The organism is Streptosporangium sp. NPDC050148, from assembly GCF_055586505.1.
The window spans coordinates 112,640-133,942 of the sequence record NZ_JBVJIA010000018.1; the positions used below are offsets into that span (position 1 = coordinate 112,640).

General features: G+C 73.2%; 20 protein-coding genes. 8 read left to right on the forward strand and 12 right to left on the reverse strand.

Translation table 11 applies throughout. The features are described from left to right. Window positions 1–123 precede the first annotated feature (123 nt). Complete coding sequence (locus ACZ6RT_RS21415; protein ID WP_470155580.1) at window positions 124–2,088, reverse strand: alpha/beta hydrolase; 1,965 nt, start codon at window positions 2,086–2,088, stop codon at window positions 124–126. A gap of 19 nt (window positions 2,089–2,107) precedes the next feature. Continuing rightward, window positions 2,108–2,716, reverse strand: a complete 609-nt coding sequence (locus tag ACZ6RT_RS21420; protein WP_470155581.1) for a TetR/AcrR family transcriptional regulator — start codon at window positions 2,714–2,716, stop codon at window positions 2,108–2,110. A 349-nt stretch (window positions 2,717–3,065) separates the two neighbouring features. Here ACZ6RT_RS21420 and ACZ6RT_RS21425 point away from each other — a divergent pair, with 349 nt between their 5' ends. Beyond that, complete coding sequence (locus ACZ6RT_RS21425) at window positions 3,066–3,686, forward strand: lytic polysaccharide monooxygenase auxiliary activity family 9 protein (protein WP_470155583.1); 621 nt, start codon at window positions 3,066–3,068, stop codon at window positions 3,684–3,686. A gap of 171 nt (window positions 3,687–3,857) precedes the next feature. On the opposite strand, the gene ACZ6RT_RS21430 is transcribed toward ACZ6RT_RS21425, so the two are convergent. Next, a complete protein-coding gene (locus ACZ6RT_RS21430) occupies window positions 3,858–4,370 on the reverse strand; it encodes a hypothetical protein (protein ID WP_470155650.1) in 513 nt (170 codons plus the stop codon). A gap of 323 nt (window positions 4,371–4,693) precedes the next feature. On the opposite strand from ACZ6RT_RS21430, the gene ACZ6RT_RS21435 reads away from it, so the two are divergent. The 4 genes from ACZ6RT_RS21435 to ACZ6RT_RS21450 all read left to right on the forward strand — a co-directional run bounded on the left by ACZ6RT_RS21435 (window position 4,694) and on the right by ACZ6RT_RS21450 (window position 8,353). Beyond that, window positions 4,694–5,170, forward strand: a complete 477-nt coding sequence (locus tag ACZ6RT_RS21435; RefSeq protein WP_470155584.1) for an NUDIX hydrolase — start codon at window positions 4,694–4,696, stop codon at window positions 5,168–5,170. Between the two features lie 211 nt (window positions 5,171–5,381). Next, complete coding sequence (locus ACZ6RT_RS21440; protein ID WP_399195032.1) at window positions 5,382–5,993, forward strand: TetR/AcrR family transcriptional regulator; 612 nt, start codon at window positions 5,382–5,384, stop codon at window positions 5,991–5,993. Window positions 5,994–6,276: 283 nt separating this feature from the next. Next, window positions 6,277–7,617 carry a Na+/H+ antiporter NhaA gene (gene nhaA, locus ACZ6RT_RS21445; protein WP_399195030.1) on the forward strand — a complete coding sequence of 447 codons (1,341 nt, stop codon included), beginning with the start codon at window positions 6,277–6,279 and terminating at the stop codon, window positions 7,615–7,617. Window positions 7,618–7,711: 94 nt separating this feature from the next. After that, window positions 7,712–8,353 carry a response regulator gene (locus ACZ6RT_RS21450; protein ID WP_399195028.1) on the forward strand — a complete coding sequence of 214 codons (642 nt, stop codon included), beginning with the start codon at window positions 7,712–7,714 and terminating at the stop codon, window positions 8,351–8,353. A gap of 89 nt (window positions 8,354–8,442) precedes the next feature. Here ACZ6RT_RS21450 and clpX read toward each other — a convergent pair whose 3' ends face one another. Both clpX and ACZ6RT_RS21460 read right to left on the reverse strand, forming a co-directional pair. Next, window positions 8,443–9,729, reverse strand: a complete 1,287-nt coding sequence (clpX, locus tag ACZ6RT_RS21455) for an ATP-dependent Clp protease ATP-binding subunit ClpX (RefSeq protein ID WP_470155586.1) — start codon at window positions 9,727–9,729, stop codon at window positions 8,443–8,445. A 102-nt stretch (window positions 9,730–9,831) separates the two neighbouring features. Continuing rightward, window positions 9,832–11,073: a cytochrome P450 family protein gene (locus ACZ6RT_RS21460; protein ID WP_470155588.1), complete on the reverse strand. Its 1,242-nt coding sequence runs from the start codon at window positions 11,071–11,073 to the stop codon at window positions 9,832–9,834. A 100-nt stretch (window positions 11,074–11,173) separates the two neighbouring features. On the opposite strand from ACZ6RT_RS21460, the gene ACZ6RT_RS21465 reads away from it, so the two are divergent. Further along, window positions 11,174–12,388 carry a TetR/AcrR family transcriptional regulator gene (locus tag ACZ6RT_RS21465; RefSeq protein ID WP_470155590.1) on the forward strand — a complete coding sequence of 405 codons (1,215 nt, stop codon included), beginning with the start codon at window positions 11,174–11,176 and terminating at the stop codon, window positions 12,386–12,388. Window positions 12,389–12,430: 42 nt separating this feature from the next. On the opposite strand, the gene ACZ6RT_RS21470 is transcribed toward ACZ6RT_RS21465, so the two are convergent. Further along, window positions 12,431–14,140, reverse strand: coding sequence for a sensor histidine kinase (locus ACZ6RT_RS21470; RefSeq protein ID WP_470155592.1), 1,710 nt, complete (start codon window positions 14,138–14,140; stop codon window positions 12,431–12,433). Between the two features lie 49 nt (window positions 14,141–14,189). Then, on the reverse strand, window positions 14,190–14,351 hold the full coding sequence (locus ACZ6RT_RS21475; protein ID WP_470155593.1) for a hypothetical protein: 162 nt from the start codon (window positions 14,349–14,351) through the stop codon (window positions 14,190–14,192). Window positions 14,352–14,555: 204 nt separating this feature from the next. Here ACZ6RT_RS21475 and ACZ6RT_RS21480 point away from each other — a divergent pair, with 204 nt between their 5' ends. Next, window positions 14,556–15,029 (forward strand): pyridoxamine 5'-phosphate oxidase family protein, encoded by a 474-nt coding sequence (locus tag ACZ6RT_RS21480; protein WP_399195017.1) that lies wholly within the window; start codon window positions 14,556–14,558, stop codon window positions 15,027–15,029. On the opposite strand, the gene ACZ6RT_RS21485 is transcribed toward ACZ6RT_RS21480, so the two are convergent. The 5 genes from ACZ6RT_RS21485 to ACZ6RT_RS21505 all read right to left on the reverse strand — a co-directional run bounded on the left by ACZ6RT_RS21485 (window position 14,998) and on the right by ACZ6RT_RS21505 (window position 18,739). Then, a complete protein-coding gene (locus tag ACZ6RT_RS21485) occupies window positions 14,998–15,828 on the reverse strand; it encodes a putative protein N(5)-glutamine methyltransferase (RefSeq protein ID WP_399195015.1) in 831 nt (276 codons plus the stop codon). The genes ACZ6RT_RS21480 and ACZ6RT_RS21485 overlap by 32 nt on opposite strands. A gap of 154 nt (window positions 15,829–15,982) precedes the next feature. Next, a complete protein-coding gene (locus ACZ6RT_RS21490; RefSeq protein ID WP_470155596.1) occupies window positions 15,983–16,597 on the reverse strand; it encodes a mycothiol-dependent nitroreductase Rv2466c family protein in 615 nt (204 codons plus the stop codon). 334 nt (window positions 16,598–16,931) lie between these two features. Beyond that, window positions 16,932–17,543, reverse strand: coding sequence for a dihydrofolate reductase family protein (locus ACZ6RT_RS21495; RefSeq protein ID WP_470155597.1), 612 nt, complete (start codon window positions 17,541–17,543; stop codon window positions 16,932–16,934). A gap of 138 nt (window positions 17,544–17,681) precedes the next feature. Then, complete coding sequence (locus ACZ6RT_RS21500) at window positions 17,682–17,873, reverse strand: DUF6203 family protein (protein WP_344897129.1); 192 nt, start codon at window positions 17,871–17,873, stop codon at window positions 17,682–17,684. A gap of 77 nt (window positions 17,874–17,950) precedes the next feature. Then, on the reverse strand, window positions 17,951–18,739 hold the full coding sequence (locus ACZ6RT_RS21505; RefSeq protein WP_399195009.1) for a TetR/AcrR family transcriptional regulator: 789 nt from the start codon (window positions 18,737–18,739) through the stop codon (window positions 17,951–17,953). Window positions 18,740–18,802: 63 nt separating this feature from the next. On the opposite strand from ACZ6RT_RS21505, the gene ACZ6RT_RS21510 reads away from it, so the two are divergent. After that, window positions 18,803–21,142 carry an ATP-binding cassette domain-containing protein gene (locus tag ACZ6RT_RS21510; RefSeq protein WP_470155600.1) on the forward strand — a complete coding sequence of 780 codons (2,340 nt, stop codon included), beginning with the start codon at window positions 18,803–18,805 and terminating at the stop codon, window positions 21,140–21,142. The last annotated feature ends 161 nt before the right edge of the window (window positions 21,143–21,303 follow it).

Sequence of the window (21,303 nt, forward strand, 5' to 3'; positions counted from 1 at the left end):
CGGGATCCGGTCCGGGATCCGGTCCGGGATCCGGTCCGGGATCCGGTCCGGGATCCGGTCCGGGATCGACGTCGGTGTTCATCGGTGACCGACGATAGGCGATCGGTCTCCCGCCGACAACGGTCACACGACGTACAGGCACCACCAGGCGAGGAATCCCGCGTACACCGACCCCGCGAGCAGGTGGACGCCCCGGCGCCTCCACGCCCCGAGCCCGTCCGCCTCCCCAAGGGCCGTTCCCTCGGCGGTCACTCCCCCGGAGCCCGCTTCGCGACCGGTCTCCTCCCTTCCGGTCGCGTCCCGAGCGGCCGCGCCCCGGCCGGTAGGGTGCCGGGCGGCCGTGCCCCGGGCGGCGGCCACGAGGGTGGTGGCGAGGGCGAGCCCGACCAGCAGGCCGTACCACGGCACCGCGGAGGGCACGCCCACCGCGGCCACGATCTCGTTCTCCGCGATCGTCCTGTACAGCGTGGCGGCCGTCAGGCCGATGAAGGCCAGGCCGGACGCTCCCGCGGCCAGCGAGGGAAGGCGGCGGCGCGGGCGCCGCAGGCCCGCGCCGAGCTGGACCAGCGCGACGATCACGAGCGGCACGACCGGCAGCAGCGTCCACGGTTCACGCCGGGCCCGGTAGAGGGCGGAGGTCAGGTGGAGCTCCCCCGGCCGCAGGATCCGGTAGGTGGCCTTGGACGGGTCGCAGGGCGGCCCGGCCGCCGGGTCGGAGAGGAAGGCGGCGATGGTCTGCCTGCCGCACCGGCTGGACGCGAAGACCGCGTGCCCGACCCCGGCGAACTCGACGAACCGGGCGCCGGGCAGTGCCCCGGCGGCGTGACGGGCCGTCCGGGTGGGCGTGGTCGGGTCGTACGCGCCGCCGACCACCAGGACCGGCGCCCGCGTGGTGGCCGGGGTGACGGCGGCCGGTGGCAGCCTCCACTCCCCGCACACCGCGCGGTCGTGGACCGCGGTGAACAGCCGGGGCCGCGCCGGGGCGAAGGTGTTGTACGGCACCTCGTCCTGGCACTGCACGGCGTGGTAGAGGCCGTACTCGTGGGTGGCCAGCCCGGGGCCTGCCGCGTCGGCCAGCGGTTGGAGCACCTCGTGACGGCCCGCCGCCAGCGCGTCGACGAGGACCGGCACGATCGGCAGGACCTCGACCGCCTGCATGGCCTCGCCGAGCATCGTGGCCACGTCGTCACCGGTGAGCCGCAGGGTGAGCGGCCCGCCCGTCAGCGGATCCCGGACGGTGACGACGGCCGGTGTCCTGTTCAGGCCGGTGACCATCTCCGTGAACCGCGCCGGAAGGCCGGGCCATCCCTGACCGGCCAGCTTCGCGACCGTGTCGGTCAGGTCGCGGGTGGCCTCGTCGTACCAGTCCACCGGGGCCGGGAGGAAGGAGTCGAGCACCACCGCGCGGGTGCCCTCGGGATCGGCGGCGGCGGCCGCCAGCATCGACCGGGTCGAGTAGCTCACCCCGAACAGGTTCCAGCGGGGGTATCCCAGGGCCCGCCGCAGGTCCACCACGTCGGCGGCGATCTCCCCGGTGCGGTACCCCCGCAGGTCCACGCCGAGCCGTTCTCGGCACGCCGCCGCACCGGCGGCGATCACGGACGTCTCCTGCGCCGCCTGCCCGGGGGTGGCGAGCGTGTCCAGCATCGCCCGTACCGTCTCCGGGCAGCCGAGCGAGGGGCTGGACCATCTGCTCCCGCGCTGTTCCAGGACGACCACGTCCCGGTCCCGGAACATCTCGGCCATGAGGCCGGTGAGCGGGATCGAGGCGGAGGCCGGGCCTCCGCTGGTGAAGACGACCGGGTCCGGCCTGCGTCCGGCGTCGGTGGAGCGGTGGACGGCGAAGCCCACCCTGGTGCTCCTCCCGCCCGGCAGGTCACGCCGTTCGGGGACCACGAGGTACCCGCACCGGGTGCCCTCGGGCACCCGTACGGGACAGGGACGGTCCTCCAGGGCCGGGGCGTTCCGCGCGGCGGCGGAGGACGACGCGGCGGGAGGCGGCGCGGCGGACGCGGGTGCGGTGACGGTGGCGAGCACAGTCAGGGCGGTCAGGGCGGCGGTGAGGTGCTTCGGTGAGGGGAGGGGCATCGCGGGGGGCGTTCCTTCGTCAGGTCCGGGCGCCGTCGAGGGCGGTCGCCACGAGGCGTTCGGTGTAGGCACGGTCGATGGGGGCCCCGGTGATCAGGACGCGGTAGTAGAGGGCTCCGGCGAGCTGGTCGAGGAGCACGACGGGGTCGAGGCCGGGGCGGAGTTCCCCGCGTTCGCGGGCCCGGGTGATGAGGGCGTGGGCCAGGGCGTTGCGCCGGGCGAAGACCTCGCGTCCCAGCCGCCCGATGTCGTCGTGACGCGCGCCCGCGGCGACCAGTTCGGCCACCACCCCGGCCGACGCGTCGTGCTCTCCGGCCGGTCTGCCCGCCGACCGCAGGCGTTCGAGCGCTGCGGCGATCTTGACCATGTAGCCGGTCAGATCGCGCCGGATGTCACCGGTGTCGGTGATCTCGTCGTCCTCCTGGAGACGGGCGACCACCGCGATGGCCAGGTGGTCCTTGGTCGGCCAGCGACGGTAGAGCGTGGTCTTGGCCACCCCGGCCCATTCGGCGACCTCGTTGGGGGACAGCCCGGCATAGCCGTGTTCGAGGAGCATCGCGGTGGCCGCCCGCAGGACGCGCTCGTCGATGTCGGTGTCGCGGGGCCGGCCGCGACGGCTCTCGGTCATGTCCGCCCTCTTTTCGATACACGAGTAGCGAAAATGAGGGTACCGTCATGCCTCTTGTTTCGCTACCGATGTTTCGTAATCGTCCCGCCGACACCGGGAGCAGCACCATCTCCGACGATCATCCGTACACGGAGAGAGATCACGAAGCCGAGGCCTGAAAGTTTCAACTTCTCACCTTGACACTTCCCAACCGTGATTTGTCAGGTAATATCGCCATAGCGCATGGGAGCGCTCCCATTTCCCGGAACCCCCCGCCGGAAGAGGAGAACGCACGATGCACCGTCCTGCACTCCCCGCACCACGCCCCAGGACGACGGGCCCCGCACGACGCCGCTCGGCGTTTCGCGCCGTGGCCCTGCTCACCGCACTGGTGCTCGCCATGATCCCCTGGGCCAGCTCCGCCTCCGCGCACGGATCGGTCGTCGATCCGGCGTCGCGCAACTACGGCTGCTGGCTACGCTGGGGCAACGACTTCCAGAACCCCGCCATGCAGCAGTCCGACCCGATGTGCTGGCAGGCGTGGCGGACCGACCCGAACGCCATGTGGAACTGGAACGGCCTCTACCGCGAAGGCGTCGGAGGCAACCACCAGGCCGCGATCCCGAACGGCCAGCTGTGCAGCGCCGGTCGCACCCAGGGCGGCCGGTACACCGCCCTGGACACCGTCGGCGCCTGGAAGACGACGAACATCGGCGCCAACTTCACCCTGCGCCTGTACGACCAGGCCAGCCACGGCGCCGACTACTTCCGGGTCTACATCACCCGCCAGGGCTTCGACCCCGCCACCCGGCCGCTGACCTGGAACGACCTGCAACTGGTCAGGACGACCGGCCGGTACGCGCCCAGCCAGAACTACCTGATCGACGTCAACACCTCCGGGCGCAGCGGCCGGGCGGTCGTCTACACGATCTGGCAGGCCTCGCACATGGACCAGTCGTACTACATCTGCAGTGACGTGAACTTCACCTGAGCCGCCGTCCACCGGATCGGCCGTCCTCCGTCCCCCGCCCTCGTCCGACGTCAACGGCCGGCCCGCCGGCCAGGACGAGGGCGGGACCCTGAAAGGGCCGGGGCCGGGAACGGCGAAAGGCCCGCCCCCCGCATGGTGCGGGGAGCGGGCCTTTCGTGCTCTGCGGAGGGGTCAGCGCAGGACGGGGTGGCGGCGTACCAGGCCGGTGGCGGCCCAGCGGGTGCCGAGGCCCCAGGTGGCACCGGCTCCGCTCAGTGCCAGCCCGGCCAGCACCACGGCGTAGATCAGGTGGTCGTCGAGGAAGGGGTTGGTCTCCAGCGGCAGTGCCGCGGCCCACATCAGGACCATCATCAGGCCTCCGGCGACGGCGGCGATGCGCAGGCCGATGCCCAGCAGCAGGGCGGTGCCCACGCCCAGCAGCCCCAGCATGAACAGCCAGTCCACCCAGGCCTGGCCGGCCAGCGCGGTGAACACCCCGCCCAGCGCGTTCTCCCCGGTGCCCTTCAGGAAGCCGGTGGTGGGGCTGCCGCCGTTGAGCCAGGCCCGCTCGGCGGGGGTGGCGAACCCCAGGCCGAAGGTCTTGTCCAGGAAGGCCCACAGGAAGATGAAGCCCAGCCCGATCCGGGTGATCGCCCAGGCGTAGGCCTCCGGCCGGCGTGTCTCCGGCATGAAGGTGGCGTCCATGACCTGCCCGGCATCGGTGCCTCGTGCGTTCGTGGTGGCCATGACGGCTCCCCTTTCCATCCGCTGTGGTGATTCCTGCTCTCTCTTACGTCCTCATTCCATCGCCTGGCCCGCCTTCGCCCACAGTGCCCAACGACACCCCGTCGGGCCCCGAACGTCCCGCCCCCATGGGACTTTCGACCCTGCCGGAGCCCGCCCGCACCCTGCGGAACCGCCGACGTGCGCCCGCACGCCGGACCCGGTCGTGTCCGGCGGCACCGGGGTGACGTGAAAGCCGCCGTTCGATGATCGAGAGCGGTGGTCCTTGCGTAGAGTCTCCGGATGTGACGAGTGCATCCACGCCCGGCGTGCGGGCCTGTACGACCGGAGGCGGCCGACCGGCCTTCGTCGTGAACGTCGAGGTCTTCCTGTACAGGGATGACCGCTGGCTGCTCATCAGGCGTGGCGCGCGGGAGGCGCACGCCCCCGGTGTGCTCGCCGGTGTCGGCGGCAAGGTCGAGATCGAGGGCGCCGGGGTCGACGTGCTGGAGCAGACCGCGCGCCGGGAGGTCATGGAGGAGATCGGCGTCGACGTCACGGGGGTCGGGCTCACCTACGTGGAGAGCACGTTCTTCGTGACCGACGACGGCGACCCGGTGATCAACGTGACGTTCTCGGGGCGGATGCCGGACCGGGCCAGGCCCGTTCCCGCCGCTCCCCTGGAGGTCGCGGAGACGGTCTGGCTCACCCTCGCCGAGGCCGAGGCCGATCCGGCCTGCCCGCCGTGGACGCTGCGGATGCTGCGCCGCATGGCGCCCTAGAACGCGGCCGGACGAGCGACCGGGCGGGCGGGCCGGCGACCGGACGAGCGACCGGACGAGCGACCGGGCGGCGCCTTTGACGGAGCCCCGGGAGGTATGTCACCGACGACGGTAAAATTCCCTAAAAGTGGAAATGACCTGCGCATATGCATTGTTACCCCTCACGCCAGAGCCACCCGCGGGGCGCTGCGACGACGGGGAGAAAATGACCATGACCATGACCGTGCCGGCACAGGGCAACGACCAGGTGACCCGGGCGGCGCTCGGCCTGTTCGCGGCGAACGGCTACGACCGTACGACCCTGCAGATGATCGCCTCCGCCGCCGGCCTGTCCGGCAGGGCCGTCATCGGCCTGTTCCGGACCAAGGACGCGCTGCTCGACGCGGCCCTCGCCCCCGTCCTGGCCGACCTCGAACGGCTCTCCGCGGAGAACGGCTCCGGGTGCGCCCGCCCCCCGCTGGACGGTTTCATCGGTTTCCTGGTCGAGCACCGGACCGTGATAGCCCTGCTGGAGCGGGATCCCGAGATCCGTGCCAGGCCGGTCATCCGGGAGCGGATGGACCGCTACCGCGACCAGGTGCGCGGCCTGTGCAACGACGGGCGGACCGAGGCGTGGGAACGCGTCTACCTGACCGCGGCGCTGGCCGGGCTGATGAGCGCGGTGGCGTCGTTCCCCGAGCTGTCCGACGAGGAGCTGCACCGCAGCCTGCGGCTGACCGGCATCCGCCTGCTGGGACGGGGTCGCAGGACGCCCCGGCCGGCCCCCGCTCCGGGCCCCCGGTACCGCTCCGAGTTCACGGACGCGGGGATCACCTCCACCTGAGCATGCTCACGGGAGCGCCTGAGGCCGGAACGGCCCGGCCCGAGGCGAGCCGGACCAGGCGGGACGGACCCGGCAGAACAGGTCTCAGGCAGGACGGTCACGGCGAACCCGGCCGTGACCGGACGCGACGGGACGGAACCGGACGCGACGGGGACCGGACGGAACAGAGCGGTCGTGTGCCCCCGCCCACCGGATTCCATCGGGCCCCCCGGTAGGGTGGATGGCACAGGTGCGCCGGGAAGTCTGGTCGGCAGTCTCTGACCCGACCCGGAAACGGAGCACGATGTCCAGTCCCCTGTCCGGCATGTCCAACCTGTTCGGCCGCGGCTCGTGGGCCGAGACCAGCCGTATCACCGCCATCCTCCGCAGGGAGACCGTGGGCGGGGCGTTGCTGCTGGTGGCCACGGTGGTGGCGATGATCTGGGCCAACTCCCCCTGGTCGGACGGGTACCAGGCCCTGCGCGAGGTCACGGTCGGCCCTCACGTCCTGCACCTGGACCTGACCCTGGCCACCTGGGCCGCCGACGGCCTGCTGGCGATCTTCTTCTTCGTGGCGGGCCTGGAGCTCAAGCGCGAGTTCGTCGCCGGTGACCTGCGCCAGGTGCGGCGGGCCGCGGTGCCGGTGGCGGCCGCGCTCGGCGGCGTGATCGTCCCGGCCGCGCTGTACCTGCTGCTCACACTGAACGCCGGGGACGGCGCGGCGCGGGGCTGGGCGATCCCCACGGCCACCGACATCGCGTTCGCCCTGGCCGTGCTGGCGGTCATCGGCCGGCATCTGCCCTCGGCGCTGCGCACCTTCCTGCTCACCCTGGCCGTGGTCGACGACCTGGCGGCCATCGTCATCATCGCCGTCTTCTACACCGCACAGCTGTCGATCCTGCCGCTGCTGGGCGCGCTGGTGCCGCTGGCGGTGTTCGCGGTGCTGGTCCAGCGCCGGGTGCGCAGCTGGTGGCTGCTGCTGCCCCTGGCCGCGGCGACCTGGACGCTGGTGCACGCCTCGGGGGTGCACGCCACCGTCGCGGGCGTGCTGCTGGCCTTCACGGTCCCGGTGCTGCGCAGCGAGCGGGCGGGCGGGCCCGAGGCCGGTCCCGGCCTGGCCGAGCACTTCGAGCACCGGCTGCGGCCGCTCTCGGCCGCCGTGGCCGTGCCGGTCTTCGCGTTCCTGTCGGCCGGGGTCGCCCTCGGCGGCCTGAGCGGCCTGGCCACCGCCCTGACCGACCCGGTGTCGGTGGGCATCGTCGCCGGGCTCGTGGTCGGCAAGCCCGCCGGGATCATGGTCGCGACCTGGCTGGTGGCCCGCTTCACCCGTGCCCACCTGGACGAGGGCCTGTCCTGGGTGGACGTGGCCGGGCTGTCGATCCTGGCCGGTATCGGCTTCACGGTCTCGCTGCTCATCGGGGAACTGGCCTTCGGGATCGGCAGCGAGCGCGACGATCACGTCAAGGTCGCGGTCCTGGTGGGCTCGCTGGCCGCCGCGCTGCTGGCGGCGGTGATCCTGCGCCTGCGCAACCGCGTCTACCGGCGCATCAGCGAGGCCGAGGCGGCCGACCACGACCACGACGGCATCCCCGACCTCTACCAGGCCACCGCCTCCGGCCGGGAGCGGCCGCGGGACACCCCGTGACGGAACGACCGCGCGGGCACGCGCGAGCACCGACGGGGCGGCGGGGACCTTGGCCTCTATGCGGCCCGTCCGCCGAGCGGCTAGCGTTCGGGACATGATTCGCGTTTTCCTGGTGGACGATCACGAGGTGGTACGGCGGGGTGTGGCCGCGCTGCTGGGCTCCGAGGACGACATCGAGGTGATCGGCGAGGCCGGTACCGCCGAATCCGCCATCGCCCGGATCCCGGCCCTCAAGCCCGACGTGGCCGTGCTGGACGTGCGCCTGCCCGACGGCAGCGGGGTGGACGTGTGCCGCGAGGTCCGCTCGCGGCTGCCGGGGCTGGCGTGCCTGATGCTGACCTCGTACGCCGACGACGACGCGTTGTTCGAGGCGGTCATGGCGGGGGCGTCGGGGTACGTGCTCAAGCAGATCCACGGCTCGGATCTGGTGGGCGCGGTCCGTACCGTGGCCGCCGGGCAGTCGCTGCTGGACCCGCAGACCACCGCCTCCATGCTGTCGCGGCTGCGGGAGAGGTCGCACAAGGAGGATCCGCTGGCGGCCCTGTCGGACCAGGAGCGCCACATCCTGGAGCTGATCGGCGAGGGCCTGACCAACCGGCAGATCGGCGAGCGGATGTTCCTGGCCGAGAAGACGGTCAAGAACTACGTCTCCAACCTGCTGGCCAAGCTCAACATGCAGCGCCGCACCCAGGTCGCGGCCATGGCGGCGCGGCTGAAGAGCGACGGCAGGGGCTGAGCCGGGACCGGTCGGCCACCCGGGCGGGGGTGCCACGGCACCGGTGATCACGGCCGGGCCCTCGCGGCACCAGCGGTCGTGACGGCCGTTCAGGCCGACCTCTCGCGCCGCTCCCGGCCGTCGTCGCGCCGCTCGCGCGGCACCAGGGTCGGGTTGACCCTGTCCAGGACGGTGTCGCGGCCGACCACGACCCGGGCCACGTCGTCGCGGCTCGGCACCTCGTACATCACGTCGAGCAGGACCTCCTCCAGGATCGCGCGGACCGCGCGGGCGCCGGTGCGGCGCAGCAGGGCCTGGTCGGCGATCGCGGCGATGGCCTCCTCGGTGAACTCCAGCTCCACGCCGTCCATCGCGAGGAGCGTGCGGTACTGCCCGACCGGTGCGTCGCGCGGCTCGGTGAGGATCCGCGTCAGCGCCGCCCGGTCCGGGGCCCGCAGGGTCGAGATCACCGGGAGGCGGCCGACCAGCTCCGGGATCAGCCCGAACTCCAGCAGGTCCTGGGGCATGACCCCGGCGAGCGGGTCCCGCTCCTCGCGTTCCCGGCGGGTGCGGATCGCGGCGCCGAACCCGCTGCCCGAGCGCTCGGTCCGCCGTTCGACGATCCGTTCCAGGCCGTCGAAGGCGCCCCCGCAGATGAAGAGCACGCCGGTGGTGTCGATCCGGAGGAACTCCTGCTGGGGGTGCTTGCGCCCCCCGTCGGGGGACACGTTCGCGACGGTGCCCTCCAGGATCTTGAGCAGGGCCTGCTGCACGCCCTCCCCGGAGACGTCCCGGGTGATGGACGGGTTCTCGCTCCTGCGGGCGATCTTGTCGATCTCGTCGATGTAGACGATGCCGGTCCCGGCCCTGGCGACGTCGCCGTCGGCGGCCCGGATCAGTCCGAGCAGGATGTTCTCCACGTCCTCCCCGACGTACCCGGCCTCGGTGAGCGCGGTGGCGTCGGCGATCGCGAACGGGACGTCCAGCATCCGGGCGAGCGTGCGGGCCAGGTGGGTCTTGCCGGAGCCGGTCGGGCCGACCATCAGGACGTTGGACTTGGCGAGCTCGACCGGGCCGTCCCTGCCGTCCCCCGCCGCCGCCGACCGCAGCCGCTTGTAGTGGTTGTGGACGGCCACCGCGAGCGTCCTGCGGGCGTTCTCCTGGCCGACCACGTACCGGCCGAGGAAGTCGTCGATCTCCCTGGGCGCCGGCACCCGCGCCGGCCCGGCCGGCGGGACGTCCTCGCGGTCCTCCTCCATGAGCTCGGTGCACACCGCGATGCACTCGTCGCAGATGTGGACACCGGCCGGGCCCGCGATCAGCCGTGCGACCTGCCTGTTGCTCTTGCCGCAGAACGTGCACCTCGGCAGGGCGCCTCGGTCACCGATGCGTGCCATGGAAAGCGTCTCCTCGATGTTCGCGCTCCGGGAAAGGGGCCGGGGCCGGGCCCCCGGGTCGCCGGGGACGGCCCGGTGGGTACGGGGGCCGGCCCGGCGGTGTCACAGGGTCACGGGAAGCGAGACCAGGCGCCAGGTCCCCGGGTCGAGGGCGCGCCCGGCCCCCTCCCGGGGCGGCACGGACGCCAGGTCCGGGAAGCGGCGCAGCAGTTCGGTGATCGCGACCTCGGTCTGCACCCGGGCCAGCGAGGCCCCCAGGCAGAAGTGCGGGCCGTGGGCGAACCCGAGGTGGCCGGGCGCCCCGGCGGGCCTGGTGAGGTCGACCCGGTCGGGGCCGTCGAACGCGCGCGGGTCGCGGTTGGCGGCGGCGATGACGGCGGTGACGGGCTCGCCCCTGCGCACCGGCGTGCCGAAGAGCTCGACGTCCTCGGTGGCGTAGCGGGGGATCGACAGCAGCACCGGGCCGCACCAGCGGGTCAGCTCGTCGACGGCGCGGGGCATCAGGGAGGGGTCCTCGCGGAGCGCGCCGAGCTGTTCGGGGTGGGTGAGCAGGAACTCCACCGCGTTGGCGATGAGGTTGGCGGGCGTCTGCCCGGCCAGGACGAGGTGCCAGACCAGGGTGACGAGCTCGACGTCGTCGAGCCGGTCGCCGTCCTCGGTCTGGGCGCGGACGAGGTCGGAGAGCAGGTCGTCACCGGGCTCCTCGCGCCGCAGCGCGACCGCGGCCTTGGCGCCCTCGATGATGCCGGGAACGGCCGCGGTGAACTCGGGACCCATGACCGACGCCACGGTGAGGCCGTACGCGCGCCAGCGCGGGCGGTCGGACTCGGGGATGCCGACCAGCTCACAGATCACGTCCATCGGCAGCGGCCTGGCGAAGTGCGGCAGCAGGTCCACCGTGCCGTTCTCGGCGTGTTCCGGCAGGGCGTCGAGCAGGCGGGCGACGAGCGGCTCGATCCTCGGCCGGAACCGCTCGGCGCGGCGCGCGCTGAACGCGGGCGAGACCAGCCTGCGCAGCCGGCCGTGCTCGGTCCCGTCCATCTCGCTCATGGTCCGCATGTAGGGCACGCAGTCCTCGGGGACGTCGGGCCGCATGAAGCTGCCGGCGGTGATCTCGAACCGCGGGTCGCTCAGCATCGTCCTGGCGTCCTCGTGGCGGGTGACGGCCAGCATGGGGCCGAAGCCCGGTGCCGACAGCCGCGCCAGCGGTGACCGCTCCCGCGCCCGGCCGTAGACGGCGAAGGGGTCGCGCATCACCTCCGGGTCGGTGAGCAGGATCTCCGGGATCTCTGGGATCCCCGGGCCATCCGGGGCCTGGTCCACGTGCCGGTCGGCTGCGGTCATACGTCCTCCCGATTTCGGATGGTCACATCATATGATCTCATCATCTGAGTGGTGACGGTATCTTGGATCGGAATCGGCGGCAACGTGAGGCGGGAGGGCGATGGGCCGGCTCAGCAGGGCGCAGTCGCAGGAGCACAACCGCGCCAGGGTGTTGGCCGCGGCCAGGGAGGAGTTCGCCGAGCGCGGCTTCCGGGACGCCAAGATCGACGGCATCGCCGAGCGCGCCGAGCTCACCCGGGGCGCGGTCTACTCGAACTTCTCCGGCAAACGGGCGCTGTACTTCACGGTCCTGGCCGACCTTGCCGAGCGCGGTCCCGAGCCGCCGCACCAGGAACCCGGCCTCACCCCCCGCGAGGCCCTCGGCGCGCTGGCCCGCGCCTGGCTGGCCAGGCTCCCCCTCACCACCGACGAGCCCCGCGGTCTCGCCCGGCTCGGCATGGAGCTGATGCCCGAGATCCTCGCCGACGAGCGGCTCCGGCTGCCGTTCGCGCAGCTGATGAAACTCGACGCGATCCTGCTCGGGCTGGCCCTGGAGGGGCTGCGCCCGTCCGCGCCGTCCGCCGGAGGGCTGGTGTGGATGGCCGAGGCCGCGCTCACCACCCTGCACGGGGCGAGCCTGATGGCCGCCGCCGCGCCCGGCTTCACCGAGCCGTTCAACATCGTCAGCGCCTGCGAGCACCTGACGGAACTCGATCTCGACGACCGCCGGTTCGCCACCCCGTGGAACACCCGGGCGCGACCGGCCGACGAGCCCTGGTCACCGCCCGAGGCGGCGGACGCGGTACGCGGCGAGCCCGCGCCGCTCGCCGGCGACGGCGTGGTGGCGATCCTCGGCCTGCACCGGCTGGAGGCCGTCGAGGAGGCCGTACGGGCGGCCCCGCCGGGGGTCGCGATCACCGCCGTCGTGGTCACCGGCGGTTCCGACGAGCTGGCCCCGCTGGCCCGGCTGGCCGTCGCCGACCTCTGCGGCTGCCTGCGCCAGGCGTTCCCGCGCCCGGCCTGGCCGCGGCTGCGGGTGGTCCTCGACGGGTCGGGCGCGATCGCCGCCGCGGCCGGCCTGCCCGCCGCAGGCGAGGGGACCGAGTCCGCGGTACGCGTCGAGGCCGGCCGGATCGTGCTGCGCGCCGACGGCCGCGGTGCGTGCCACAGGGTCGCCTCGGCCACCGCGGGGACCCGTACCGCCGACGCCGGCACCGGCACCGACGCGGCCACCGGCACCGATCCCGATGTGACCACCGGCACCGGCACGGTTCCGCCCGGCCGGGCCCCGTCGGACGGCCCGGTCCCCCCGGGACGGGCGGGGCACCGCGGCTGACCTGCGGGACCGCTCCGGGGGCCACCCGGGGGCGGCATGTTCTCAGCGCAGCGGTACGCGCCAGACCAGCCGGGTCCCGCCGGTCGCGGACGCGCCCGCCTCGAAGGAGCCTCCCAGCGCCGTGGCCCGGTCGCTCATGTTGCGCAGGCCGCTGCGCCTGCCCTGACCGGGAAGCCCGACCCCGTCGTCGGTGACGATGAGGGTGAGGGTGTCGTCGGCGGCCTCGGCGAAGACGTCGGCCCGGGTCGCCCTGGCGTGGCGCACGATGTTGGACAGCGCCTCGCGCAGCACGGCCAGCAGGTGCTCGGCGACCGGTTCGGGGACCTTGTTGTCGAGCTGGCCCTCCATCCGCAGGCCCGGCATGAAGCCCAGGTGCCCGCGCGCGCCCTCCACCAGCTCCACGATCCACGCGCGCAGGCTCGGATCGGCGGCCTGGCGAGGGGTCTGCAGGGCGAAGATGGTCGAGCGGATCTGCCGGATCGTCTCGTCCAGCTCGTTGATCCCGTGCTGGAGACGGTCGGACGCCTCGGGGTGCTCGACGAACCGCACGATGCTCATCAGCGTCATCGCCACCGCGAACAGGCGCTGGATGACCACGTCGTGCAGGTCCTTGGCGATCCGGTCGCGGTCCTCCAGCAGGCCCAGCCGCTCGGCGTCCTGGCGGGCCTCGGCCAGCTCAAGCGCGATCGCCGCCTGACCGGCGAAGGAGTGCAGGGTGCGCAGCTCGGTGGGGTTGAACGGGATGCGCCCCGGCCGCTTGCCCAGCGTCAGCACCCCGCGTACCGCACCGGTGGCCCCCAGCGGCACCGCGGCCACCGGTCCCACCGACAGCCGGTCGGACAGCGCGTCCGGCAGGCCCGCCTCGGACAGGGCGCTGACCATGAGGGGTTCCCCGCTCGACAGGGCCCGCCCGGCCAGCGAGCCCTCCACGTCCACCTCGGCCCCGCCGGCCCCTTCGACCTCCTCGGCCTCCGGACCGTCGGCGATCACCACCCGCAGGATCTTCCGGTCCCGGTCCGGGAGCATGATCATCGCGATGTCGGCGCCGGCCAGGCCCCGTGCCCGGTTCGCCATCAGGGTCAGCACCTCGTGCGGCTCGGCCCCCGACAGCAGACCGGTCGTGACCTCGGCCGACGCCTGCAGCCACATCTCCCGCCGCCGGGTCTCCTCGTACAGCCGCGCGTTCTCGATGGCCACGCCCGCCGCGCTGGCCAGCGCGGACACGATCGCCTCGTCCTCCTCGTCGAACTCCCCGCCGCCGCGCTTCTCGGTGAGGTACAGGTTGCCGAACACCTCGTCGCGCACCCGGATCGGCACCCCCAGGAAGGACCCCATGGGCGGGTGGCCGGGCGGGAACCCGTAGGAGGCCGGGTGGTCGGTGATGTGCGCCAGCCGCAGGGTCTGCGGTTCCTTGATCAGCAGCCCCAGCAGGCCCAGCCCGTGCGGCCAGTGCTCGATCCGGGCGATCTCCTCCTCGTCCAGGCCCACCGGGACGAACTGCACCAGCGTGCTCTCCTGCCCGACCACGCCCAGGGCTCCGTAGGTGGCGTCGACCAGTTCGGTGGCGGTCTCCACGATGCGGCGCAGCACCACCTCCAGGTCGAGGTCGCTGCCCACCGAGACGACCGCCTCCAGCAGCGCGTGCACCCGGTCCCGGGTGGCCAGCACCGCCTCCAGACGCCCCTGCAGCTCTGACAGCAGCTCGTCCAACCGCATGTTCGGGATCAGGGAACGCGACTCCTTTTCCGTCATAGGGGGAAGTGTGGCATCCGGCGGCACCGCGGCCCACCTCGTCCGGGGTTCACAGGTACGGCGCCGGGACGCGGGCCAGGTCATCGGACCGGAAGGCCGGGGCGCCCCTGACGTCCACCACCCCGTCGACCTCGCGGACGGCCTCCAGCAGCGGCGCGACCTGCGAGCGCCGGGCGACCTCGCCGCCCAGCGTCACGACACCCGTCTCCACCTCGACGGTGACCTGCCCGCCGGGAAGGTGCAGGCCTCGTCGTGCCCCGTCGTGCCCCGCCGTGCCCGCTGCCCCGTCCCCGTCGTGTCCCCGTCGTGTCCCCGTCGTGTCCCCGTCGTCCCCGGCTCGGCCGGTCGTGCCCGGCGGTAACGTTTCCTCTGAGGGGACGTCTCCCTCGCGAGGCCGGAGTGAAGGGGATCGACCGTGGAGGAGCGTATGGGCGAGCAGGGTGCGGCCGGCGACGGGCACGGGGGCGTTCCCGGCGCACTGGAGACGCTCGACCGGCAGGAGTGCCTGCGGCTGATCGCCCCGGGCGGGGTGGGCCGGGTCGCCTTCGACGACCAGGGCGGACCGGTGATCCTCCCGGTCAACTACGTGCTGCACGAGGAAACGGTGATCTTCCGTACCGCCGTGGGCGGCCCCTTCGACGCGGGCCTGCGGACCGGCGTGGAGGGCGTCGAGTTCAAGATCGCCTTTGAGGTCGACCAGCTCGACGCCGCCGCCAGCGAGGGGTGGAGCGTGCTGGTACGCGGTGGCGTGCACCACGTCTCCGACCCCGAGGAGCTGGCCGCGGCACAGGCCACCGGCGTACAGCCCTGGGCCGGCGGGGAGCGGACGCTCTACGTCCGGATCTCGGCCAACGAGATCACCGGCCGCCGGGTCCACGGCGGCCGATGACGACGGTGGCGTCCAGCTCCTCGGAACGGGCCACCTTCGCCTCCAGCCCGTTCCGGGCGAAGGCCGCCACGGTCCGCGGCGCCTGCCGCTCGCTCGTCTCGACCAGCAGGTGACCGTCCGGCGCCAGCCAGAGCGGCGCCCCGGCGGTCACCCTCCGCTGGACCTCGACGCCGTCCTCGCCGCCGTCGAGGGCCACCAGCGGCTCGTGCACCCGGGCCTCGGCGGGCAGCGACCCGATGGCCTCGGTGGGCACGTAGGGCGCGTTGGCCACCAGAAGATCGACCCGGCCGCGCAGCACCGCGGGCAGCGGCTCGTACAGGTCACCCTCGTAGACCCGCCCGCCGTCGCCCACGTTGCGGCGAGCGCACCGCACCGCGGCGGGATCGATGTCCACGGCGTACAGCTCGATGTCGTCCAGGGCCGCGACCAGCGCGGCGCCCACCGCACCGGAGCCGCAGCACAGGTCGACGACCACCCTCGGCAGGGCCGGACGGTCGGGACGGGCGGGAAGGGCACCGCGGGCCAGGGCGACGGCCCGGTGCACCAGGAACTCGGTGCGGCGGCGCGGCACGAACACCCCCGGATCCACCGCCATCCGCGTGCCGCAGAACTCCGCCCAGCCCAGGACGTGTTCCAGCGGCAGGCCCTCGGCCCGCCGCTCCACCATCCCGGCGAGATCGGCGGGCGTGCGGGCGGTGGACAGCAGCAGCTCCGCCTCCTCCTCGGCGAAGACACAGCCGGCGGCACGGAGCCTGGAGACGACGACGGGCAAGGACAGAAGCGACGGAAGAAGCGACATGGAGAACCTTTCGGGAAGCCCACGGGGCTCCCTCGGTCTCCTATGCCGGACGGACCGCGCGGATGCGAGAAGGGAGCACCCGACCTGATGCAGCGGTAATGGGTCTCACCTCCTCGGTAGGTCCTGCGGACGGGGCAACACTACCCGATCCGGGTCAGAGCCGGGGGGTGGCGTGCGGCGAGCCCTTGAGCTCGTGGAAGGCGGGGGTCCCGGCCACCAGCAGCGTCCCGTCCCACAGGCGGCCGGCCTGCTCCCCCGTGGGGACCTGCGAGAGCACGGGACCGAAGAACACGACGCGCTCCCCGTCCGCACCGGTGACCGCCACCACCGGCGTGCCCACGTGCTCGCCGATCAGGCCGATGCCCTCGGCGTGCGAGGCGCGTATCGCCTCGTCGTAGGCGGTCGACGCACCGGCCTCGGCCAGGTCGAGCGGCAGGTCCGCGGCGGTCAGCGCGTCGTGCAGGGAGTCGGGCCACTGCTGCCCGTGCGCGCGCCCGGCGGTCCACATCGCGGTGTAGAACCGCGCGAGGGCCTCCTGCCCGTACCGCTCCAGCACGGCGGCGCAGACCCGCACCGGCACCCACAGGTAGCCCTCGGTGTCCCCTTCGGGGTCGTCGTCGCGGCCCTCGTTGAGCACCGACAGGCTCATCAGGTGCCAGCGCACCTCGACGGGACGGACCTTCCGTGCCTCCAGCAGCCACCGGGAGGTGATCCAGGTGTAGGGGCAGGAGGGGTCGAACCAGAAGTCCGCGATCGCCTTGTCCGTCATCGCACGCTCTCCGCTCGTCGTCACCGGCGCCATGGCCGCCTCACGCACCGCTCCCCCGCGCGGCCCCGCGAGAGGCGGGCCGGTCGGGGGCGGGGCACCGCGGGGTCGCCCCCGTCCTGGCGCAGTGTACGGAGCCCGCGGCGAAGGCGCGTGCCGCCGCGCCATCGTGACGTCCGGACACCAGGACACCCGGACACCCGGACGCGTGGACACCCGGCGCCCGGACGTCCGGACACCCGGGCGTCGCACCGTGACGTCGCGCCACCGCACCGGTGACGTCGTGGGGCCGTTCGGAGGCCGAAGGGGAACGCGCCGGGCGCATCAAGCCGACGCGTCAGACCGGGCCGGACGCGCCCGGTGCGGACCCGGCCGGTTCGTAGGTCGCGATCACCACACCGGTGGTCGTGGTCACGGAGTCGGCGAGCCGCAGGGCGTCGAAGGCGCCGTCCTCCGCGAACAGGCGCCGTCCGGCTCCCAGCACCAGCGGGTGGATCAGCAGGACGTACCGGTCGACGAGCCCGCGCCGCATCAGCGACCGGAGCAGGTCTCCGCTGCCGAGCACCACCAGGTCACCCCCGGGCTCCTTCCTGAGGCGGGCCACCTCGTCCGCGGCGTCACCGGCCATGAGGACGGAGTTGGCCCAGGGCAGCGGCTCCCGCAGTGTCCTGGACGCGACGTACTTGGGCGTGGCGGCGAGTACCTCGGTGAAGGGGTTGTCCCGCTGCCTGGGCCAGAAGCCGAAGAAGTCCTCGTAGGTCCTGCGGCCGAGCACCAGTGCCCGCGTCCGGCTCATCCCCTCGCCCATCACCCGGCCCGCGACCTCGTCGCTGTAGGGCCGGCTCCACCCGCCGTGCTCGAACCCGCCGCGCGGGTCCTCGTCGGCCCGGCCGGGGGCCTGCATCACGCCGTCGAGCGATATGTTGTTGACCGTCACGACGATGCTCATCGTCTCTCCGCTTCAGGGGTCCCGCCGGCCCGGTGCCGGCGTCTCACCCCCTACACGAACGGCCGTCGCGCGGATCGACACCGGAGGCGGCGAGATCGGAGCCGCGTGACCGGACGCCCCGGAGGACGCCCGGTCCTCTCAGCGGCGCCGGCCCGAGCGGGGCAGGGGCCTGGTCTTCTGCGAACCGTAGGCGCGCCTGCCGCCGCGCCCCTGCTCGACCTGGGCGCGCTGCTTGCGCCGGCCCAGCAGCCAGCCCACTCCCAGGACGGCCAGGCCCAACGGCGTACGGGCCAGCCAGCGTGCCACCACGACCTTGAAGAACTTTCTCATGGGACGGTTCCTGCCCTGGGAAGAGCCGATTAGACGAGGGGCACGCAGAACGATGCGGTGAACTCCCGGCCGGTACGTCACCCGTTCCGGCTCACGGCCGCCTCGATCCCGTCCAGGAACACGGCGAGCCCGGCCGCGAAGGTCTCCCTGGCCTCCTGCTCCAGGTAGGGGACGGTCTCGTCCTCGGAGCGGTAGGCTCCCTCGCCCTCCATCCAGGTCAGGACGGGGAAGCGGTCGGCGAAGTCGGGGGCGACCTCCTGCAGCAGGGCCGAGCGGGCGTACCACCACTCGTCGTCGGACACCCCGGTCTCGGCCGGGGCCCGCCGGGTCTCCGCGATCGTCTGCGCCGCCCCGCGCACGAAGTGCGTCAGCGCGCCGACGACGCGGCGCAGCACGCCGGCCGGCAGCCCGGTCTCGCGGAGCGCGCGCAGCACCGTCTCCAGCATGACGTACTCGTTGGGGCCGAGCACGGGGCGCGCCGGGGAGACCTGCAGCACCCACGGGTGCCGCAGGTAGAACTCCCAGACGTCCTCGGCCCAGGCGGTCACGGCCGCCCGCCAGCCCGCCGTGAGGTCGTAGCCGGTGGGCAGCTCGGCCAGCGCGTGGTCGTACATCAGCTCGACCAGCTCGCTCTTGCTGGGGACGTAGGTGTAGAGGGCCATGGCGGTGCGCCCGAGCCGCTCGCCCACCGCGCGCATGGACAGGGCGGCCATCCCCTCGTCGTCGGCGACGGCGATGCCCGCCGCCACGATCAACTCCACGCTCAGCGCGGGTTTGGGCCCGGGACGCGCCTGCGGGGGGTCGGTGACGCGCCAGAGCAGGGCCATGGAGCGGTGCGCGTCACCCTGTCCGGCGAAGACCGTCACTTGCAACTCCTTACGACATAAACTAACTTGTCCGGGCCATCTCCTTACACCCTAAGGATATCAATGAGAAGGTTCGCATTCCCGTCCGACCGGCCGGCTCCCGGCGGTCGCGCCCGGTGGCGGGCCCGCGCCGCGGACGGTCACGACGTGATCGAGGTCCGCGGGGCCAGGGAGAACAACCTGGCCGACGTCTCCCTGGACATCCCCAAGCGCCGCCTGACCGTCTTCACCGGCGTCTCCGGGTCCGGGAAGTCCTCGCTGGTCTTCGGCACGATCGCCGCGGAGTCGCAGCGCCTGATCAACGAGACCTACACCGCCTTCGTCCAGTCGTTCATGCCGAGCCTGGGCCGGCCCGACGTCGACTCGCTGCGCAACCTGAGCGCGGCGATCATCGTCGACCAGGAGCGGATGGGCGCCAACTCCCGGTCCACGGTCGGCACGGCGACCGACGCCCAGACCATGCTGCGGATCGTCTTCAGCCGGATCGGCGTCCCGCACGTCGGCACCTCGAGCGCGTTCAGCTTCAACAGCGCCGAGGGCATGTGCCCGGAGTGCGAGGGGCTCGGCCGGGTGTCGGACATCGACGTCGGCGCCTTCGTCGACACCGGCCTCTCGCTCAACGAGGGGGCGATCACGGCGCCCAACTTCACCGTGGGCTCCTGGTACTGGCAGAACACCGCCCTGTCCGGCTTCTTCGACCCCGACGTCAAGCTCAGGGACTACACCCCGGCCCAGTGGGACGACCTGCTGAACAGGCCCGCCACCAAGATCAAGATCGGGACCACGAACACCACCTACGAGGGACTGCTGGTCAAGCTCCGGCGGACCTACCTCGGCAAGGACCGCGAGTCGCTGCAGCCGCACGTCCGGGCGTTCGTCGACCGGGTCGTGACCTTCACCGGCTGCCGCGCGTGCGGCGGCACCCGGCTCAACCCCGCGGCGCTGGCCTCCAGGATCGACGGCCGCAACATCGCCGAGTGCTCGGCCATGCAGATCAGCGACCTGGCCGCCTTCGTCGCGGGCATCGAGGACGCGTCGGTGGGGCCGCTGATCGCCACCCTGCGCAACACGCTGGACTCGCTGGTGGAGATCGGGCTGGGCTACCTGAGCCTGGACCGCGAGTCCGCCACCCTGTCCGGTGGCGAGGCCCAGCGGGTGAAGATGGTCCGCCACCTCGGCTCCAGCCTGACCGACGTCACCTACGTCTTCGACGAGCCCACCGTGGGCCTGCACCCGCACGACATCGAGCGGATGAACGGGCTGCTGCTGCGCCTGCGCGACAAGGGCAACACGGTCCTGGTCGTCGAGCACAAGCCCGAGACGATCGAGATCGCCGACCACGTGGTCGACCTGGGTCCGGGCGCGGGCACGTCCGGGGGACGGATCTGCTACACCGGGGACGTGGCCGGCCTGCGGCGCTCGGGCTCCCTCACCGGCCGTCACCTGGACCACCGGGCCCGGCTGCGCGAGCGGGTGCGCCGGCCCGCCGAGTGGCTGCCGATCAGGGGCGCCGACCTGCACAATCTCAGGAAGGTGGACGTCGACGTCCCGCTCGGCGTGCTGACCGTGGTCACCGGCGTGGCGGGCTCGGGCAAGAGCTCGCTGATCCACGGGTCGCTCCCCCGACGCCCGGACGTGGCCGTGGTCGACCAGAGCCCGATCCGCGGCTCCCGGCGCAGCAATCCTGCCACCTACACCGGGCTGCTGGACCCGATCCGCACCGCCTTCGCGAAGGCCAACGGGGTACGGGCGGCCCTGTTCAGCGCCAACTCCGAGGGGGCCTGCCCCAACTGCAAGGGCATCGGCCTGGTCTACACCGACCTGGCGATGATGGCCGGGGTGGCGTCGGTGTGCGAGGAGTGCGAGGGCAGGAGGTTCACCCCCGAGGTGCTGACCCACAGGTTGCGCGGCAAGGACATCAGCGAGGTGCTGGCCATGTCGGTGACCGAGGCGCGCGACTTCTTCGGGGCGGGTGCGGGCTCCGGCGCGGCGCGGGCCGTCCTGGACCGGCTCTCCGACGTGGGCCTGGGCTACCTCGGCCTGGGCCAGCCGCTGACCACGCTGTCCGGTGGCGAGCGGCAGCGGCTCAAGCTGGCCATCCGGATGGCGGACAGGGCCACGACGTACGTGCTGGACGAACCCACCACCGGCCTGCACCTGGCGGACGTGGACCAGCTGCTTGCGCTGCTCGACCGGCTCGTCGACGACGGCAACACGGTCGTCGTCATCGAGCACCACCAGGCCGTGATGGCCCACGCGGACTGGATCATCGACATGGGTCCGAGGGCCGGTCAGGACGGCGGCCGGGTGGTCTTCACCGGCACGCCCGCCGAGCTCGTCGCCCGGGGGGACTCGCTCACCGCCCGGCACCTGCGCGTCTACCTGGGGAAGAACACCGGCTGACCGTTCGAGCCCGGCCCGCGCGGCACGTGGCCGCCGGGCGAGCACGGGAACGGGCCCGGGGCGGGGGGGGGGGGGGGGGGGGGGGGGGGGGGGGGGGGGGGGGGGGGGGGGGGGGGGGGGGGGGGGGGGGGGTGGGAGGGGAGGTGGGGGGGGGCTTGGGG

Bases quoted from the DNA above. Each gene is read 5' to 3' on its own strand.
- ACZ6RT_RS21415 (WP_470155580.1), bottom strand. From the start codon at position 2,088: ATGCCCCTCCCCTCACCGAAGCACCTCACCGCCGCCCTGACCGCCCTG.
- ACZ6RT_RS21420 (WP_470155581.1), bottom strand. From the start codon at position 2,716: ATGACCGAGAGCCGTCGCGGCCGGCCCCGCGACACCGACATCGACGAG.
- ACZ6RT_RS21430 (WP_470155650.1), bottom strand. From the start codon at position 4,370: ATGGACGCCACCTTCATGCCGGAGACACGCCGGCCGGAGGCCTACGCC.
- ACZ6RT_RS21440 (WP_399195032.1), top strand. From the start codon at position 5,382: ATGACCATGACCGTGCCGGCACAGGGCAACGACCAGGTGACCCGGGCG.
- nhaA (WP_399195030.1), top strand. From the start codon at position 6,277: ATGTCCAGTCCCCTGTCCGGCATGTCCAACCTGTTCGGCCGCGGCTCG.
- ACZ6RT_RS21450 (WP_399195028.1), top strand. From the start codon at position 7,712: ATGATTCGCGTTTTCCTGGTGGACGATCACGAGGTGGTACGGCGGGGT.
- clpX (WP_470155586.1), bottom strand. From the start codon at position 9,729: ATGGCACGCATCGGTGACCGAGGCGCCCTGCCGAGGTGCACGTTCTGC.
- ACZ6RT_RS21460 (WP_470155588.1), bottom strand. From the start codon at position 11,073: ATGACCGCAGCCGACCGGCACGTGGACCAGGCCCCGGATGGCCCGGGG.
- ACZ6RT_RS21465 (WP_470155590.1), top strand. From the start codon at position 11,174: ATGGGCCGGCTCAGCAGGGCGCAGTCGCAGGAGCACAACCGCGCCAGG.
- ACZ6RT_RS21470 (WP_470155592.1), bottom strand. From the start codon at position 14,140: ATGACGGAAAAGGAGTCGCGTTCCCTGATCCCGAACATGCGGTTGGAC.
- ACZ6RT_RS21485 (WP_399195015.1), bottom strand. From the start codon at position 15,828: ATGTCGCTTCTTCCGTCGCTTCTGTCCTTGCCCGTCGTCGTCTCCAGG.
- ACZ6RT_RS21490 (WP_470155596.1), bottom strand. From the start codon at position 16,597: ATGACGGACAAGGCGATCGCGGACTTCTGGTTCGACCCCTCCTGCCCC.
- ACZ6RT_RS21495 (WP_470155597.1), bottom strand. From the start codon at position 17,543: ATGAGCATCGTCGTGACGGTCAACAACATATCGCTCGACGGCGTGATG.
- ACZ6RT_RS21500 (WP_344897129.1), bottom strand. From the start codon at position 17,873: ATGAGAAAGTTCTTCAAGGTCGTGGTGGCACGCTGGCTGGCCCGTACG.
- ACZ6RT_RS21510 (WP_470155600.1), top strand. From the start codon at position 18,803: ATGAGAAGGTTCGCATTCCCGTCCGACCGGCCGGCTCCCGGCGGTCGC.